Genomic DNA, 17,040 nt, shown 5'->3' on the forward strand with positions numbered 1-17,040 from the left:
GTCATCCGCGCGAATGCTATGCCCAGCCGCCGTCGACGACAACGTCCTGCGCGGTGATCATCCGGCTGTCGTCCGCCGCGAGAAAGAGCGCCATCCGCGCGAGGTCGCCCGGCAGCAGCTCGGCGTCGATGCACTGCCCCGCCTTGATCGCCGCGCGGCCCGCGTCGTCGAGCCACAGGCGGCGCTGCTTGTCGGTCATCACCCAGCCCGGCACGAGCGTGTTCACGCGAATGCCGAACGGCCCGAGCTCGCGCGCGAGCGCGCGCGTGAGCCCCTGCACCGCCGCCTTCGCGGTTGCGTAGACCGGATAGCCCGCATTCTTCAGCATCCAGCCAATCGAGCCGAGATTGACGATCGAGCCGCCGCCCAGCCGCTTCATGTCGTCGATCACCGCCTGCGCGGCGAAGAACTGATGGCGCAGGTTCACCGCGATGCTCGCGTCGAACGATTCGGGCGTCACGTCGGCGATCGCGTGGCGCACGTCGTTCGCCGCGTTGTTCACGAGCGCCGCGATCGGGCCGACGCGCGCGCGGATCGCGTCGATCGCGCCGCGCAGCGCGGCGATGTCGGTGAGGTCGCACGCGGCGAACACGGGCGCGTGCGCGGCGTCGGCGAGCCGCGCGGCGAGCGCGCGGCCAGCCTGTTCGTCGAGATCGACGAACGCGACGCGCGCGCCCTGCCGCGCGAAGTGCTCGACGAACGACGCGCCGATGCCCGTCGCGCCGCCCGTGATCAGCACCGCGCGCCCGGCGAGGCTCGGGTAGCGCGCGTAACGTTCGTGTTGCGCGTCTTGCGCATCCTGCGCGCCGTTCGATTCGCGATGCGAAGCAATGTCGGTCATCTGTTCATTCCCGGAAAAGGGCGATGCGCTCAATCGCGCGCGCCGCGGTTCTTCAACTGGTCGAGCAGCACGGCGGCGAGCAGGATCGCGCCGCGCACCAGGTATTGATAGAACGCATCGATATTGAGCAGGTTCATCACGTTCTCGACAGTGCCCATGATCAACACGCCGATCACGACGCCCGAGATCGACGCGCGCCCGCCCGCGAGCGACACTCCGCCCAGCACGCACGCGGAGATCACGTTCAGCTCGAAGCCCTGCGCGGCGTTCGGCTGGCCCGACGTGATCCGCGACGCGAGGATCACGCCCGCGAGCGCGGTTACCGCGCCCTGGATCAGGAAGATGTAGACGCGCGTGCGCTCGACGTTGATCCCGGCGAGCCGCGACGCCTCCGGATTGCCGCCGATCGCGAGCGTGTTGCGGCCGTACACAGTCTGGTTGAGCAGCACGCCGAACACGACGAAGCACACGAGCGTCACCCAGATCGGCAGCGACACGCCGAAGAACGTGAGCCCGCCCAACGCGATGAACGTCTCCGACGACACGCCCACCGCCTGCCCCTTCGACACGATGAAGCCGAGCCCGCGCACGATCTCCATCGTCGCGAGCGTCGTGATCAGCGCGTTGATTCGCAGGTACGCGATCACCGCGCCGTTGACGAAGCCGATGGCCGCGCCCGCCGCGACCGCCGCGGCGACAGCGACGAACGTATTGTCGGTCGCGTTGAGCACCATCGCGCACAGCACGCCGGCGAACGCGACCGTCGAGCCGATCGACAGATCGAAATCGCGCGACGCGAGGCAGAACATCATCGTGCACGCGACCATCCCGATCTGCGAGATCGACAGCGCGAGCCCGAGCATGTTGTCGATCGAGAAGAAATGATCGACCGTCAGCGACATCGCGACGAACATCGCCGCGAAGATCGCGACGAGACTGTAATCGGCGGCGTGCTGCCGCCAGCGCTGCCGGTCCTCGGCCGGCACGGCCGCCGCGTGCGCCGCGGCTTGTGGAAGGTTCTCTCTCGCTTGCATGTCGTTTGCTCCTCTGCCGGGCGGCGCGGCCGCCCTTCTCTCCAATCCTCGAATTCGCCGTCCCGCGCGTCGCGCAACGTCATCGCGCCGCGCGTCGCGCCAATCGCGCGTTCGTCATGCGGCGTGCGCGGTCGCGCCCTGCGGCAGCGCGAGATTGAGCACTGCCTCCTCGTTCGCTTCGCCGCGCGCGAGCTCGCCCGCGATCCGTCCTTCGCGCATCACGACGATGCGATCCGATACGCCGAGCACCTCCGGCAGCTCGGACGACACCATCACGATCGCGCAGCCGCGCTTCGCGAGCTCGTAGATCACGCCGTAGATCTCGTGCTTCGCACCGACGTCGATGCCGCGCGTCGGCTCGTCGAGGATCACGACCTTCAGATCCGGCTCGGCGAGCCAGCGCGCGAGAATCGCCTTCTGCTGATTGCCGCCTGACAGGAAGCGGATCTTCTGCCGACGGCTGGGCGTCTTGATCTTCAGCAGCTTGATGAAGCGATCGGCCGTCTCGGCCTCGCGCTTGCGGTCGAGAAAGAGTCCCGCGCGCAGCGCGTGGCGGCGACAACTGATGTTGATGTTCTCGGCGACCGACGCGTGCGCGACGATCCCCTCTTCCTTGCGATCCTCGGGGCACAGCACGATCCCGTGGCGGATCGCGTCGCGCGTCGAGCGGATGTCGAGCGGCTCGCCGTCGAGCGTGAGCGCGCCGCCCGTCCTGCGGTCCGCGCCGTAGATCACGCGCATCAGCTCGCTGCGCCCCGCGCCGACGAGCCCGAAGAAGCCGACGATCTCGCCCGCCCGCACGTCGAAGCTCGCGCCGGCGCGCAGCGTGTCTCCCTCGAGCGCGCGCGCCGACAGACGCACGTCGCCGAGTTCGCGCGGCGCGTAGTGATAGATGTCGCTGATCTCGCGGCCGACCATCTGCCGCACGAGCGTCTCGCGCGGCACGTCCGCGAGCGAAGCGTGCGACGCGACCTGCCGGCCGTCGCGAAAGATCGTGCATGCGTCGCAGAGCCGGTAGATCTCGTCCATCCGGTGCGAGATGTAGATGAGCGCGCGGCCGTCGCGACGCAGATCGTCGACGAGCTTGAACAGCACCTCGGTCTCGCGGTGCGACAGCGAGCTCGTCGGCTCGTCGAGCGCGATCACGCGCGCGTTGCGCAGCAGCGCCTTGCAGATCTCGACCATCTGCCGCTGCGCGATCGACAGCCGCCGCAGCTTCGCCTGCGCATCGAGATCGACGCCCATCGCGCCGAGCCGCTCGCGCACGAAGCGCTGCGCGTCGCGCTTCCTGACCCAGCCGAGCGCGCTCGGCAGCCGGCCGAGCAGCAGGTTCTCGGCCACCGTCAGATCGGGCACGTATTGCAGCTCCTGATGGATCACCGCGATGCCCGCCGCGATCGACGCAGCCGCGCTCGGAAAGCGCATCGCCTGCCCGTCGACGAGCACGCCGCCCGAGTCGGGCTGATATTCGCCGCCGAGAATCTTGAGCAGCGTCGACTTGCCCGCGCCGTTCTCGCCCATCAGGCCGTGCACCTGTCCCGCATGCACGTCGAACGAGATGCCGTCGAGCGCGCGCACGCCGGGAAAGACCTTGCCGATATTGTCAAAACGCAGTGCCGCAGCCACGTCGCCTCCGTCTCCTGCCATGCTTGTCGCCCTGTTGCCCCGTCACCTGCCGCACCGCCGCGCGCATCGCCGCCGCGAGCGCCGCGCATCGCGCGACGCCCGCACCGCGAAAACGCTGGCGCGCTTCGCCTACTTCGCCGCGAGCCCCATCGTCTCGCGCACCTGCGCGACGTTCTCGCGCGTCGCGAGCATGCCCGTCGTCAGCGTGAGCGGCGGTGGCGCCTTGCCTTGCGTGATCCACGCGTACATCAGCTCCGACGTCTCTTCGCCGTGGCGTTTCGGGCTGATGATCACGGTGCCGAAGAAGCCCGTCGGCTGCGGCTTCTTGAACTCGTTGAGCGCCGAGTCCGACCCGCCGATGCCGATGCCGATCATGTCGGCCGCCTTGAAGCCGCGCCCCTCGGCCGCGCGCACCGCGCCGAGCACCGCTTCGTCATTGAGACCGTAGGCGACCCAGTGCTTGAACTTCGGATTCTTCGTGAGCGCGATGTTCGCCGCGTTGAATGCGTTTTCGGTGTCGGTCTTCGCCTGCGCCGCGGCGATCACGTTCGCCTTCGGAAAGCCGGCGGCGACGAGCGCGTCGGTCGCGCCCGTCGTGCGGTCATGCGCGGTCGGCAACTGCTCGTACGTGATGTCGATCGCGCCGACTTCGTTCATGTTCCAGCCGCGCTTCCTGATCTCGGCCGCGATCCCGCTGCCGACCTGCTTGCCGATGTCGTATGCGGAGATGCCCATGTGCGGGACCGATTCGATCGGCTTGCCCGCGCCGTCGACGAGCCGGTCGTCGACCGTCATCATCTTCAGGCCGTGCGATTTCGCTTTCGCGACGATGCCCGGCCCGAGCTTCACGTCCGGCGTGCAGATGATGAAGCCCTGCGCCTTCTGCGCGGCGAGATTGTCGATCGCGCTCATCACCTTCTCGCCGGACGGCGCGCCGATCTTCACGAGCGTGAAGCCCTTGTCCTTCGCGGCGAGCTCGGCGAATTTCCATTCGTCCTGGAACCACGGCTCCTCGGGCTGCTTGACGAGGAAGCCGATCTTCACGGGCTCGGCCGCATGCGCGGGCAGGCCCGCCGCCGCGACCGTCGCCGCTGCCGCTGCCGCCAGCGTGATGAACGTTCTGCGTTTCATGTTGCTTGTCTCCTTGTTGTCTCCGTCACCGGAGCCGTCGGCCGCTTCGTCGTCTCGACGCGGCGCGTGCGACCGTCGCGCGCCGCCTTCGCGCGTATGCGTCCCTCGCGGGCGCACCGCGCAAGTGAATCAGTCGTGGTACAGCACCGATCGGCCGCCGTCGATCGTGATGCAGCTCGCGTTGATGAACGGCGCCTCGTCCGACGCGAGGAACACCGCGGTCATCGCGACTTCGTCCGGACGCCCGATCCGCTTCATCGGCTGCAACGCGAGCGTCTCGCGGCGCGCGGCCTCGGGATCGGGCTGCGCGCCCCACCAGTCATGCGTCAACTGCGTCTCGATGTAGCCCGGAGCGATCGCGTTCACGCGCACGTTGCGCGGCGCGTATTCGATGCCGAGCGCGCGCGTGAGACCCAGCACGCCGTGCTTCGCGACCGGGTACGGAAAGCAGCCCGGGATGATCTTGAACGCGTGCGTCGACGCGATGTTCACGATGCTGCCGCGCCCGCGCTCGACCATGCCCGGCAGCGCCGCGCGGCAGCCGTTCCAGACGCCGTCGAGATCGATCGCGAAGCAGCGCCGCCAGTCTTCGTCGGTGAGCGCGAGCGGATCGCCGAACACGTTGACGCCGGCGTTGTTGACGAGCACGTCGAGCGGGCCGAATGCGCGCTCCGTGCGCGCGAGCGCCGCCGTGACCGATTCGGCCCGCGCGACGTCCGTCGGCACCGCGAGCACGCGCGCGTCGGCGGCGTCGCGCGCGATCGCGTCGGCGGTCTCGTCCGCGAGCGCCGCGTCGAGCTCCGCAATCGCGACGGCCGCGCCTTCGCGCACGAACGCGCGCGCGATCGCCGCGCCGATGCCGCGCCCCGCGCCCGTCACGAGGGCGACCTTGCCCGCGAGCCGGTTCACCGCGCCACTCCCTTGCGGGCGATCCGCCATCCGTTGACGAACGCCCGCGCGCGCGCGGCAGTGACGGCGGGCGCCTGCCCGGGCGCATACAATGCCGAGCCGAGGCCGAAGCCGTTCGCGCCCGCCGCGAGATACGGGCCCATGTTCTCGGGCGTGATCCCGCCCACCGGCACGAGCGGCACGCGCGCGTCGATCACCGCGCGCCACGCCTTCACGGCCGGCGTGCCGAGCTGCTCGGCGGGAAACATCTTCAGCACGTCCGCGCCGTCCGCGAGCGCGGCGAACGCCTCGGTCGGCGTCGCGACGCCGGGCGCGCATCCGATGCCGAGCGTCTTCGCGCGGCGCACGACGTCGCCGTCCGCATGCGGCATCACGATCAGCTCGCCGCCGGCGCGCACGACTTCGTCGACGTATTCGGCGCGCAGCACGGTGCCCGCGCCGACGATCGCGTCGGCGGGCAGCGCGGCGCGCAACGCGGCGATGCTGTCGAACGGATCGGGCGAATTGAGCGGCACCTCGACGATGCGAAAACCCGCGTCGTACAGCGCGGCGCCGTGCGCCGCCGCGTCGGCGGGCGTGACGCCGCGCAGGATCGCGATCATCGGGCACGCGTCGAACGCGCGCATCAGCGCGCGATGCGGCGCATACGGCGCGGGAAAACGCAGTGCTTCGGCATCCATCGACATCTCATTTCCTCCAGCCACTTCGTGTCGAAACGCGCTTCGCGCCTAGTGCGGCGCGAGGGGCGCGGGCGGCGCGTCGCCCGCCGCGCCGACGAGCCCCGCCTGCACCGCGATGCGCCACAGGCCGTGCTCGGACGCGCGCTCGACGATGCGCGCCCCGCCGCAATCGAATTCGGCGAGCGCGCGGCGGTAGCGGTCGCACAACGCGCCGTCGCCGACGAGGCGCGGCGCGAGCGCCGCGAGCGACGCGCGCTGGCCGTCGAGCAGCGCATCGAGCGCATTCAGCTCGTGACCGATCAGCAGTCCGGACAGATAGTCGCCCTGCGCTTGTGGCGCGAGCTGCCCGGTGAGGCCGAGCGTGCGCGTGCTGAACAGCGTCGCGAGCAATCCTTCGCGGCGCTTGCGCCGCGCGATCCGCACGCCGCGCGCGAATGCGGACCAGTCGGGCGCGTCGCTCGCCCGCATCGTGCGGCCGAGGATCGTGTGCCCGCGCAACGCGGCGAACAGCTCGCCCGTCATGTAGGTTCGGAACCATTCGATGCGGCCGCCGCGCACCCACGCCCATTTCGCGTGCGTGCCGGGCAGCCCGATCAGCGCGCCCGCGCGTTCGGCCGCAAGCGACGGCTCGGCCGCGAGCGCGCCGACGATCTGCGTTTCCTCGCCACGCATCACGTCCGGCAGCTCGCCCGGTTCGAGCGCGCCCGGCACGATCGCGAACGCAAAGCCGCGCGCGGTATGAAACCGCACGAGGCTCGATGCGAACGTGTCGGCGGCGGCCGGCATCGTCACGTAAGGCGCCTCGCGCCAGCCCTGCGCGCTGCCGACCATGCCGGCCGCGAGCGCGGGCACGTGCGGCGCGCGGTCGAGCCATGCGCCGCATGCTTGCTCGAACGCGGCATCGAACGCCTGCGACGGCGACGCGCCCGGCGCATCGGGCAGGCTCATCACGCCCGCGGCGAGCGCGCGCGTGTCGAGCACCGAGCCGTCGGCGGCGAACAGGTACGCGCGCAGCGATGTCGTGCCCCAGTCGAGCCCGATCAGCGCGGGCGTGCTCGCGTGCGCGGTCATCGCTTGATCCGGCGCGTCGCCTGCGGCGCGCTCCAGCCGAGATCGGCCGAAATCGCGCGCGCGCCGCGCTGCACGAGCGGCACGAGCTCGTTCATCCGGTCGAGCGACATATACGGAATCGTGCTCGCGACCGACAGCGCGGCAACAATCGCGCCCGACGCATCGCGCACCGGCGCGGCGACGCAGCGAATCGACGTTTCGTTTTCCTCGAGATCGAACGTGTAGCCGCCCGCCGCATAATGCGCCATGCGCTGCAGGAACGTGCCGACGTCCGGGCGGCGGTCCGGCTTGAAGTTCACGCCCGCGAGCGCGCGCTTCGATGCGTCGAACAGCGAGCGCCACGTGTCGGGATCGAGGTCGAGCATCATCGCCTTGCCGATTCCCGTCGATGCGAGCGGCATCCGGTGGCCGATCCGCGAGCGCATCTCCAGGCCGCGCGTGCCGGGAATCTTGTCGATGTAGAGCACGTCGTCGCCGTCGCGCACGCCGAGATGGATCGTGTCGAGCGTCGCTTGCGCGAGCGCCTCGAGATGCGGGCGCGCGACCGCCGTGAGCGGCATCTGCTCGAGCGCGATCGTGCCGAGCTCGATCAGCTTCGGGCCGAGCAGATAGCCGCCTTGCACCTGGCGCAGATAGCGCGCCTGCACGAGGCTGCTGACGAGGCGGTGCGTCGTGCTGCGCGTCGTGCCGAGCGCGGCGCCGATCGCGCGCATGTCGCGCGCGCCGCCCGCGACCGCCTCGAGAATCGCGAGCCCGCGCAGCAGCGTTTGCGTGCCCGCCTGCTGCGCGGCGAGATCGAGCGGCGTGCTCGTCGCGCCGATGCTGTCGGCGAGCGACGCGTCGGACGTGTCCGACGCGTCGGGATGGACGGCTGTCGCGCCGTTCAAGGCAAGCGTCATGGGCGTTTTGTTCATGGTGCGATGAACTCCGGCGAACCAGACGCGCGCGCCGACGATTTCCGGCGGCCGCGCATCTGCCGAAGCGTTTCGATGTGCTTCGGATTGTAGGAGGGTGCGCTGCAAGCTCCAATATTTGAATGAAGCTCTCATATATTGGGAATCCAGATCATACTCACAAGCCGGCCGCACGCATGAAAAAACGGGCTGAGCCGATTGCCCGGCTGAGCCCGTTCGATGCGCACCCCGTGCTCGCCGTGGGGTTGGCGATGTGCGGTCTGCTTACTTCTGCGTCGCGCTCTGCGATTGGATGTAGCGCTGCACGTCGGAGAACGACACGCGACCGGTATGGTTCGCGTCGATCTGCCTGAAGTTCTTCACGACGTAGCCGAGGCCCGCGGCCTTCGCCTGCGCTTCGGTCAGGCCCGTATTGTCGACGTCGGCCGCCGCGAACTGGCGTTGCAGCTTGCGCACCACCTGCGCGTGCAGCGCGGCGCCGGACGTCTGCGTGCCGGCCGTCGGCTTGCGCGCGGCGGGTGGCACGTACGGATCGCCGAGTTGCGCCTGCGTATGGCGATCGGATTGCGCATCGCTCGCAGCTTCCTGCGCGAACGCGGTCTGCGTGAAGAGCGCGAGGCCTGCGACAACGAGCGCGGACCACGCGAATGCCGATTGGATTTTCATGTCAGCTCCGAAGAGAAATGGGATCGTCACGGCCCGCCGCGCGGCGCGTGGGGCGCACGGCGCGGCGGACGCTGCAGCATCGTTCGGCGTCATCGCGCGGCGGGCGTCGCCGCATAGAACGTCGCCAGATCGGCTTTTTCCTGCGGCCGCGACGTATCGTCCAGGTAGACCATGTGCCCGCCCTGGTAGTCCCTGATCGTCAGATTGGGCTGCGCGCCGAGCCGGGCGAGATCGAGCTCCGTCTGATAGAACGGCGTCGCGATGTCGTGATAGCCGTTCAGCGACAGCACCTTCAGCGCGGGATTGAGCGTGAGCGCCGCGGCCAGATCCGGGATCGTGTCGGGCAGATCGAGGCCGTCGTGGCTCCAGTCCCACGAGGAGATCGCATTGCTCTCCACAGCATAGGCCGATTTCGCCGTGTACTTGAGCACGTTCGGCAAATAGGTGCCGATCGTGTCGGTGAACGGCTTCGTGATGAAGCTGCTCGACGGATCGCCGCCCGACGCGAGCGGACTGTTCGTCGGCACGTTCACGCGCGCGTCGTAGCGGCCGATCAACGTGCCCGGAATCAGCGCGAGCTGATAGCTGTTGTCATACGAAGTCGGCAGCAGGTTGAAGTTCGCGCGCCAGAGCGGCACGGTCGCGCCCGTTGCGTTCGACATCGTCGTGACGAGGCCCGACGACGGCTGCGTGTGGTTCGCGAGATAGGCGTCCACGGCCGGCGAATAGGTGCCTGCCGTCAGCAGACGCATCTCGTCCGCGTACTGCGGCAGGTTCGCCGGGTTCGGATTGTCGAGCTGATAGTACGCGCCGATCGCGCCATAGCTCGGCACGAAGCCCGCGCAGCTCACCGTGCTCGATCCGTTGTTCGAGCTGCCGACGGAATTGCTCGCCATGTCGCAGTTGCTGTTGTAGTTGAGGATCGACGACTGCAGCACGATGCCGTCGAGCTTCACGCCCGCCGTCTCGAGCAGGTTCGCGAGCACGTCGGTGCGCGGCGTGCCGTACGATTCGCCGAACAGGTACTTCGGCGAATCGCTGCGCTGATTCGCCTGCAGATAGCGGATTACGAAATCGCGAAATGCTCCGGCATCCTGATCGACGCCCCAGAACGTCTGGTTCGTGTTCGGCGCGATCGCCTCGGAGAAGCCTGTGCCGATCGCGTCGACGAACACGAGATCGGTCGTGTCGAGAAGCGTTTGCTGGTTGTCGACGAACGGGAACGGCGTCGGGCTGTTCGCGTTCGGATCGCCCGTCACGAGGCGCTTCGGCCCGAACGAGCCGAGATGCAGCCAGACTGTCGACGAGCCGGGGCCGCCGTTGTAGAAGAACGTGACGGGCCGCTTGCCGGGCGGCTGGCTGTCTGCCGTGTACGCGACGTAGAAGAACGACGCTTCTGCGGCGCCGCTTTGCGGGTTGCGCGCGGTCAGGTGGCCCGCGGTCGCGGTGTAGTTGATCGCCTTGCCGTTCACCGTGATCTGATGATGCGTGATCGCCGCGTTCTCGGTCACGGCGGAGGGCGACAGCGAAGCGCTCGCACTCGACGAATAACGGTTGGGATCCCGATAGGGTTTGTCTGCGCCGGACGAGGCGTCGATGCTGGTCGAACTGTCCGCGTTCGCGGCGGCGCTCGCGCTCGAACCGGCGTCATCTCCATTGCACGCTGCGACGAGCAGCGAAGAGAATACTGCGGCTAATAACAGCTTCGTTTTACGTGCTGGCATAGTCGTTTTCCTTCTCTCATGTTGTTTTCCTGAGCAGCCGGATAGGCGCCCCCACCTTGCTCGATCGGCCCGATAAGCCACGGCGTCGGCCAATATACGCGACAAGTTCCGATTTGAAAAATGGCGAAACATTTGAAAGAAACGCGGCTTACTTTATTCTTTCAGGCGCGATTTCCCATTTGAATGGAATCAGCGTGGAATCGGCTTTGGAACGGCGTTTTGTGAATTCCATTGCACCCAAACCCGCAGTCAGACGGATTTTTTATTGCTCGATTCGCACTGCGACGCAGAATTGATCTGGCAATCGAAATAAATCAGGGAATTACCCGAATTCCGGACGTATCGATTTTGAAAGATTTGTGGAAAGCGCGAATATCGGGATGATGCGCCGCAAGAAAGCACGCGCCCGGTCGGCAAGCGCGCATGCGGCGAGCGAGCGCGCCGCGGCCGCGCTCACTGCGACGCGGGCAATTCCGCCGCGCCCATCCGCCGTGCGATCACGCCCGCGCGCTGCGCGAGGTAAGGCGAGCCGCGGTGCATATCGAAATACTTCGGATTCGGCAGCATCACCGCGAGCCGCGCCGATTGCCAGGCGGAAAGCCGGCTCGCGGGAATCCGGTAGTAGTACTGCGCGGCGGCCTCCGCACCGTACACGCCGCGGCCGAACTCGACCGAGTTCAGGTAGATCTCGAAGATGCGCTCCTTGTCGAGCAGCGTTTCGAGCATCCACGTGATGATGAGCTCCTGCCCCTTGCGGATGTAGCTGCGCTCGCCGGACAGGAACAGATTGCGCGCGAGCTGCTGCGTGATCGTCGAGCCGCCCGACACGATGCGGCCGCGCGCGCGGTTCTTCTCCCACGCCTGCAGGATCGCGTCCACTTCGTAGCCCGAATTGTTCGCGAAATCGGCGTCTTCGGACGCGATCACCGCGCGCTTCAGGTTCCGCGAGATCCTGTCGTATGGCACCCACCGATGCCGGATCGCCGCCGCGGGCTGCGCGCTCGACAAGCGCCACGCGTCCGCGCGCATGAACGCGCTCGAACCCGGATCGAGCACCGACCACATCGCGATCTGCGCGACGTAATAGAGCTGCGTCGCGAGCCACGCGCCCGCAAACACGCCGCCCGCATACGCGAGCCAGCGCGCGACGCCGCGCTTGCGCGCGCGAGTCGCGCCGCGCGCCGGCCCGTAGCCCGGACCGGGCGAAACGGGACTGTTGCGCATCCCGCCTTCGCCTCTCGCGCTCAGTGCGCCGCGGACGCCGCGAGGGCGACGCGCAGCGCGGCGAGCACAGGCGCGCCGTCGGGCCGCACGCCGCGCCAGAGGTGGAACGATTCCGCCGCCTGCTCGACGAGCATTCCGAGCCCGTCCGACGCGCGCGCGCCGAGCGTCGCCGCATGCTCCATGAAGACGGTCGGACGCGTGCCGTACATCATGTCGTACGCGAGCGTCGCCGGACCGAACGCCGCGGCGTCGCACTCGGGCAGCGCCGCGTCGAGGCTGCCCGCCGTCGCGTTGACGATCACGTCATACGGCTCGCGCGCGACCCGCTCGGGCCCGCCGCCCGCGAGCACGCAGCCCGCGTCGTGCGCCGCTTGCGTGAACTGGCCGACGAGTTCTTCCGCCTTGCTCGCGGTCCGGTTGACGATCGTGAGCGACGCGGGCCCGCGCTCGAGCATCGGCAGCACGACGCCGCGCGCCGCGCCGCCCGCGCCGAGCAGCAGGATTCGCGCGCCCGTCAGGCTCACGCCGAGATTCGTCTCGATGTCGCGCACGAGGCCGACGCCATCGGTGTTGTCGCCGAAGATGCCGTCTGCGTCGAAGCGCAGCGTGTTGACCGCGCCCGCCGCCGCCGCGCGCGGCGACAGCGTATCGGCAAGCGCATAGGCCTCGAGCTTGAACGGCACGGTGACGTTCACGCCGCGCCCGCCCTGCGCGATGAATTCGCGCACCGCGGCCGAGAAGCCGTCGAGCGGCGCGAGCAGATGCGTGTATTCGATTGCCTCGCCCGTCTGTTCGGCGAAACGCGAATGGATGAACGGCGATTTGCTGTGCGCGATCGGATTGCCGATCACCGCGTAGCGATCGCGCGCGCGCGCTGCCGATTCGACGGTCGCGCTCATTTCGATTGTTCCTCGCCGTTCGCCGGCGATTCGCCATTGCCATTGCCGTCGCCGCTCGCCGCGCCGCCCGCCTCGGCGAGCGCCTCCGCTTCGCTTTCCGCCGATTCGTCGGCGGCGTCGAGCAGCACGTCGTCGGCCGCGTCGGCGTCATCGTCGTCGGCCGGCTCGCCGCTCGACACCGTCGGCGCGTCGAGCACGCTCACGAGCCGCACCGACGCCTCGATCGTCAATTCGTCGACCGACATCACGTCGAGCAGCACCCGCGTGCCGCGCGCATGCACGCCGAGCGCGGGCACGTGCAGCAGCAACGGCACTTCGTCGAGGCGCACGAGATCGCCCTTCACGACGGCCGCGCTCACCTGCTTGCGGCCTTCCTGCTTGATCCAGCGCAGGCACCAGAAATACTCCATCCGGCGCTGGTGATCGGCGTAGGCGGCGTACGTGTCGTCGAAGCCCTGCACGACCGCGTACAGATCCGCGTCCTTCTGCTTGAACGGCGCGGCGAGCTTCGCGGTCACGCCGTGCTGCACGCACGCGAGCAACTGCCACTGGTTGACGAGGTCGACGTAGCGGCGCAGCGGCGACGTGCTCCATGCGTACTGCGGCACGCCGAGCCCCTCGTGCGGCGCGGCGCTCGTCTGCATCCGCGTGCGCTTCGGCCCGCTCGGCATGCCGAACGCGCGCTGCGTCCGGTAGATGCCGGGCACGCTGTGATCGTGCAGGAACGCGCCCCACGTCGAGTTCGCGAGAATCGCGAGCTCGGACACGATCAGATCGAGCGGCGAGCCGCGCCGGCGCGGCGTGATCGACACGTGCTCGCCTTCGACGTAGAAGTTGTAATCGGTGTTGCGCTGCGCTTCGCGCCTGAGCCCGTAGCCCGCGCGCGCGACCTGGCGCCGCTCGAAGAGCGCCTGCGCGAGCGGCCAGAGCACCGCGATGTCGTCCTTGTGCGGATAGTCGCCCGCGCCCGCGGCGAGCGCGTCCTCGGTGACGAGCTCGTCGAGCGTGTTGTGCCGCAGGTTGCTCTTCACGTAGACGAATTCGGCGCGCGTCTCGTTCGCGACGATCTCCTGCGTGTCGCGCTTCACGATGATGTACAGCGACAGCGCCGGACGGTAGTCGCCCTCCTTCAGCGTGAACACGTCGACGACGTCGTCCGGCAGCATCGTGATCTTGTCGCCCGGCATGTAGACGGTCGACAGCCGCGCGCGCGCGATCGCATCGACCGCGTCGCCGCGCGCGACGCCGAGCGCGGGCGCCGCGATGTGCACGCCGATCCGCACGCGTCCGTCGGACAGATGCTCGACGGAGAACGCGTCGTCGATCTCGGTCGTCGTGATGTCGTCGATCGAGAATGCGTTGACGTCCGCGCGCGGCAGGTCGTCGGGCAGCTTGCCGACCGTGACGGACGGAAAGCTCGTGCCGTGCGGGAAGTATTCGGCGAGGAAGCGCGCCTCGTGCAGCGCGCGCGCCGACGGAATGCCGCCGCAGTCGAGCATCAGCCGCGCGCTCGACACGCCGCGCGCGAGCGCCGCCGCGTCGAGCGCCTTGTATTCGATCGAATTCTTGTCCGGCTTCGTCAGCAGGCCGAGCGCCTTGCCCGCGAACGCATCGGGCAGCCTGCCCGCCTTCAGCTCCTCTTCGTAGCCGGCCTGCACGAGCGCCTGCTGGCGCTTGCGCTCGAGCGCGGCGAGCGCCATCTTCAGTTGCTCTTCGGGCGCGCGCTGATACTGGCCGCGCCCCTTGCGGCGAAAATAGACGGGCGCGCCGTGCAGGCGCAGCACGAGCGCCGCGCGTCCGACGGGGCCGTAGCTCGCGCCGAAATATTCGTCGGCGAGCGTCGCGTACGCGAATTCCTCGGCGGGCGCGCACTCCCACAGAAAGTCCAGGTCGATCTGCTGGGCGGCTTCGTCCGCCTGCTGCATCAGTTCGCCCGCCGCGGGTTTCTCGAATTCGATCAGCACGTCCTTCGCGCGCACCTTCGCGCGCCGGCCGCCCGGCAATTCGACCTGAAACGCGTCGCCCTGGCGCGACAGCACGCTGCCCGCCTTGAAACTGCCCGATTCCTCGAAGAAAACGTTCACTCAGTACTCTCGTCTTTCGTTCAGACTTCCGCGCGCCGCGCTTCGCTTCGGAAGCCGTCGACGCCGCGTGTGGTGTATAGGGTGCCGCGCGCCGGATCTCGCATCCGGCGCCGGGCTATCCGGCGTCGCAAAATGCAAGAACGTCGTCGATATAGTCGGCAAATTCGCTGATCCCGTGATCGCTGCCTTCAATGACGCGGGTTCGCGCGCCTGGATAGCGCGCGAGCATGTCGTGGTAGTCGAGCACTTCGTCGCCCGTCGCCGCGAACAGATAGTAGCGCTCGGGCCGCGAGATCGCCGCGACATGCAGCGCGTTCAGTTCGTCCAGATGACGCGGCTCGACGACGATCGTGCCGCCGCCGTGCCACAGCGGCTGCTCGCCGAGATGGCGGCGCAGGTCGCGCTGCGGCTGCGTCGCGGGATTCAGCAGCACCGCGCGCCAGCCGTGCTTTTCCGCTAGCCATGTCGCGTAATAGCCGCCGAGCGAGCTGCCGATCACGGTGACGCCGTGCGCCGGCGCGCCGGCGACTTCCGCCTCGGCGGCAGCGACGGCGTCGAGCGGCGCGACCGACAGCATCGGGCAGCGCCATTCGTCCGCGCGGCCGAGCTCGGCGAGCCGCGCGGCCAGCGCGCGCGCCTTGAACGACTGCGGTGACGAACGAAAGCCGTGCAGATACAGGATCACGCGCCGCTCCGGGCCGGCGCCGCGCCGCCGCGCACGGACAGCGCATCGAGCAGCTTCTGGTGGACGCCGCCGAAGCCGCCGTTGCTCATCACAAGCACGTGGTCGCCCGGCCGCGCCGACACCGCCACGGCCTTCACGAGCGTGTGCAGGTCGTCGAACGCGCGCGCCTTGTCGCCGAGCGGCGCGAGCGCGTCGCGCAGGTTCCAGCCGAGCGCGTCGCGACCGGTCGGCGCGCCGTAGCCGAACACGAGATCGGCATCGGCGAGGCTCGCCGACAGTTGCGCCTTCATCACGCCGAGCTTCATCGTGTTCGATCGCGGCTCCAGCACCGCGAGGATGCGGGTGTTTTCGCGGCCGATGCGCGCGCGAAGCCCGGCGATCGTCATTTCGATCGCGGTCGGGTGGTGGGCGAAGTCGTCATAGACGGTCACTCCGTCGACGCTGCCGCGCACCTCCATCCGGCGCTTGACGTTACGGAACGTCGCGAGCGCGGCGGCCGCCTGCGCGGGCGGCACGCCGACGTGACGCGCGGCGGCGATCGCTGCGAGCGCATTCAGCCGGTTGTGCTCGCCCTGCACGTGCCAGTCGACGGCGCCGACGCGCTCGCTGCGCCAATACACGGCGAAACGCTCGTCGACCGGCACGCCGTCCTCCGCAGGCAGCGCCTGCCAACCGCCGTCGACACCGAAACGCTCGACATCGCTCCAGCAGCCGCGCGACAGCACGCGCTCGAGCGCGTCTTCGCGGCCGTTCGTCACGAGCCGGCCGACGCCCGGCACCGTGCGCACCAAATGGTGAAATTGCGTCTCGATCGCCGCGAGATCCGGAAAGATATCAGCATGATCGAATTCGAGATTGTTCAGGATCGCGGTCCGCGGCCGGTAATGGACAAACTTCGAACGCTTGTCGAAGAACGCTGTGTCGTATTCGTCCGCCTCGATCACGAAGAAGCTCGAATCGGTCAGCCGTGCGGACACGCCGAAGTTCAGCGGCACGCCGCCGATCAGGAAGCCCGGATTCAGGCCGGCGTCTTCGAGCATCCATGCGAGCATCGAACTCGTTGTCGTCTTGCCGTGCGTGCCGGCGACAGCGAGCACCCACTTACCCGCGAGCACGTGCTCGCCGAGCCATTGCGGACCGGACACATACGGCAGCCCCCGATCGAGGATTGCCTCCATCAGCGGGTTGCCGCGCGACACCACGTTGCCGATCACGAACAGATCGGGCTTCAAGTCGATCTGTTCGGCGCCGTAGCCCTCGATCAACTGGATGCCCTGCGCCTCGAGCTGCGTGCTCATCGGCGGATAGACGCCCGCGTCGCAGCCGGTCACGGTATGGCCCGCCGCGCGGGCGAGCACGGCGAGACCGCCCATGAAGGTGCCGCAGATGCCGAGAATGTGGATATGCATAGAGCTTCGCGCCGCGTGGGCGTAGTCGAATCGGAGGCCGGCCGCACGTCGCGCCGGTTGCCGGAAAAACATCCGCGGCGCGGCGCGCGCGCCGCCGCGCAAAGGGGGCTATTGTAACTGACACCCCCGACGCGAACGACGGT

The 17,040-nt window shown here is 68.7% G+C and carries 15 protein-coding genes; all 15 read right to left on the minus strand.

Annotated elements, in window-relative coordinates; translation table 11 throughout:
* Positions 1–16: 16 nt before the first annotated feature.
* On the minus strand, positions 17–841 hold the full coding sequence (locus tag WS92_RS26200) for an SDR family NAD(P)-dependent oxidoreductase (protein ID WP_006025225.1): 825 nt from the start codon (positions 839–841) through the stop codon (positions 17–19).
* Between the two features lie 29 nt (positions 842–870).
* A complete protein-coding gene (araH, locus tag WS92_RS26205) occupies positions 871–1,875 on the minus strand; it encodes an L-arabinose ABC transporter permease AraH (protein WP_006025224.1) in 1,005 nt (334 codons plus the stop codon).
* Between the two features lie 114 nt (positions 1,876–1,989).
* Complete coding sequence (gene araG, locus WS92_RS26210; RefSeq protein WP_015601139.1) at positions 1,990–3,501, minus strand: L-arabinose ABC transporter ATP-binding protein AraG; 1,512 nt, start codon at positions 3,499–3,501, stop codon at positions 1,990–1,992.
* Positions 3,502–3,630: 129 nt separating this feature from the next.
* On the minus strand, positions 3,631–4,632 hold the full coding sequence (locus tag WS92_RS26215; RefSeq protein WP_059931148.1) for an arabinose ABC transporter substrate-binding protein: 1,002 nt from the start codon (positions 4,630–4,632) through the stop codon (positions 3,631–3,633).
* Between the two features lie 129 nt (positions 4,633–4,761).
* Positions 4,762–5,541: an SDR family oxidoreductase gene (locus WS92_RS26220; protein WP_059931150.1), complete on the minus strand. Its 780-nt coding sequence runs from the start codon at positions 5,539–5,541 to the stop codon at positions 4,762–4,764.
* Positions 5,538–6,227 carry a 2-dehydro-3-deoxy-6-phosphogalactonate aldolase gene (locus WS92_RS26225; RefSeq protein WP_015600379.1) on the minus strand — a complete coding sequence of 230 codons (690 nt, stop codon included), beginning with the start codon at positions 6,225–6,227 and terminating at the stop codon, positions 5,538–5,540. Before WS92_RS26225 ends, WS92_RS26220 begins: the two co-directional genes overlap by 4 nt.
* A 42-nt stretch (positions 6,228–6,269) precedes the next feature.
* Positions 6,270–7,292 (minus strand): 2-dehydro-3-deoxygalactonokinase, encoded by a 1,023-nt coding sequence (locus tag WS92_RS26230; RefSeq protein WP_059931074.1) that lies wholly within the window; start codon positions 7,290–7,292, stop codon positions 6,270–6,272.
* Positions 7,289–8,206, minus strand: coding sequence for an IclR family transcriptional regulator (locus tag WS92_RS26235; RefSeq protein ID WP_015601728.1), 918 nt, complete (start codon positions 8,204–8,206; stop codon positions 7,289–7,291). Before WS92_RS26235 ends, WS92_RS26230 begins: the two co-directional genes overlap by 4 nt.
* Before the next feature lie 264 nt (positions 8,207–8,470).
* Complete coding sequence (locus WS92_RS26240; protein ID WP_059931077.1) at positions 8,471–8,872, minus strand: EF-hand domain-containing protein; 402 nt, start codon at positions 8,870–8,872, stop codon at positions 8,471–8,473.
* Between the two features lie 89 nt (positions 8,873–8,961).
* Positions 8,962–10,596, minus strand: a complete 1,635-nt coding sequence (locus WS92_RS26245) for a S10 family peptidase (protein WP_059931079.1) — start codon at positions 10,594–10,596, stop codon at positions 8,962–8,964.
* 453 nt (positions 10,597–11,049) lie between these two features.
* A complete protein-coding gene (gene mtgA / locus WS92_RS26250) occupies positions 11,050–11,820 on the minus strand; it encodes a monofunctional biosynthetic peptidoglycan transglycosylase (protein WP_059931081.1) in 771 nt (256 codons plus the stop codon).
* A gap of 20 nt (positions 11,821–11,840) precedes the next feature.
* The gene (gene aroE / locus WS92_RS26255) at positions 11,841–12,719 is read right to left on the minus strand and encodes a shikimate dehydrogenase (protein ID WP_059931083.1); all 879 of its coding nucleotides are present in this window, start codon (positions 12,717–12,719) and stop codon (positions 11,841–11,843) included.
* Entirely contained in the window at positions 12,716–14,803 is a 2,088-nt protein-coding gene (locus WS92_RS26260) for a ribonuclease catalytic domain-containing protein (RefSeq protein WP_059931085.1), read from the minus strand. The genes aroE and WS92_RS26260 overlap by 4 nt, the downstream gene beginning before the upstream one ends.
* Before the next feature lie 115 nt (positions 14,804–14,918).
* The gene (locus WS92_RS26265) at positions 14,919–15,488 is read right to left on the minus strand and encodes a YqiA/YcfP family alpha/beta fold hydrolase (RefSeq protein WP_006025212.1); all 570 of its coding nucleotides are present in this window, start codon (positions 15,486–15,488) and stop codon (positions 14,919–14,921) included.
* Positions 15,485–16,897 (minus strand): UDP-N-acetylmuramate:L-alanyl-gamma-D-glutamyl-meso-diaminopimelate ligase, encoded by a 1,413-nt coding sequence (gene mpl / locus WS92_RS26270; protein WP_059931088.1) that lies wholly within the window; start codon positions 16,895–16,897, stop codon positions 15,485–15,487. Before mpl ends, WS92_RS26265 begins: the two co-directional genes overlap by 4 nt.
* Positions 16,898–17,040 lie beyond the last annotated feature (143 nt).

The sequence above is a fragment of the Burkholderia sp. MSMB1588 genome (genome assembly GCF_001546925.1).
In the GTDB taxonomy this organism is placed as follows: Bacteria; Pseudomonadota; Gammaproteobacteria; order Burkholderiales; family Burkholderiaceae; genus Burkholderia; species Burkholderia humptydooensis.

Bases quoted from the DNA above. Each gene is read 5' to 3' on its own strand.
- WS92_RS26240 (WP_059931077.1), bottom strand. From the start codon at position 8,872: ATGAAAATCCAATCGGCATTCGCGTGGTCCGCGCTCGTTGTCGCAGGC.
- WS92_RS26215 (WP_059931148.1), bottom strand. From the start codon at position 4,632: ATGAAACGCAGAACGTTCATCACGCTGGCGGCAGCGGCAGCGGCGACG.
- araH (WP_006025224.1), bottom strand. From the start codon at position 1,875: ATGCAAGCGAGAGAGAACCTTCCACAAGCCGCGGCGCACGCGGCGGCC.
- aroE (WP_059931083.1), bottom strand. From the start codon at position 12,719: ATGAGCGCGACCGTCGAATCGGCAGCGCGCGCGCGCGATCGCTACGCG.
- mpl (WP_059931088.1), bottom strand. From the start codon at position 16,897: ATGCATATCCACATTCTCGGCATCTGCGGCACCTTCATGGGCGGTCTC.
- WS92_RS26225 (WP_015600379.1), bottom strand. From the start codon at position 6,227: ATGTCGATGGATGCCGAAGCACTGCGTTTTCCCGCGCCGTATGCGCCG.
- WS92_RS26200 (WP_006025225.1), bottom strand. From the start codon at position 841: ATGACCGACATTGCTTCGCATCGCGAATCGAACGGCGCGCAGGATGCG.
- mtgA (WP_059931081.1), bottom strand. From the start codon at position 11,820: ATGCGCAACAGTCCCGTTTCGCCCGGTCCGGGCTACGGGCCGGCGCGC.
- WS92_RS26230 (WP_059931074.1), bottom strand. From the start codon at position 7,292: ATGACCGCGCACGCGAGCACGCCCGCGCTGATCGGGCTCGACTGGGGC.
- WS92_RS26235 (WP_015601728.1), bottom strand. From the start codon at position 8,206: ATGAACAAAACGCCCATGACGCTTGCCTTGAACGGCGCGACAGCCGTC.
- WS92_RS26245 (WP_059931079.1), bottom strand. From the start codon at position 10,596: ATGCCAGCACGTAAAACGAAGCTGTTATTAGCCGCAGTATTCTCTTCG.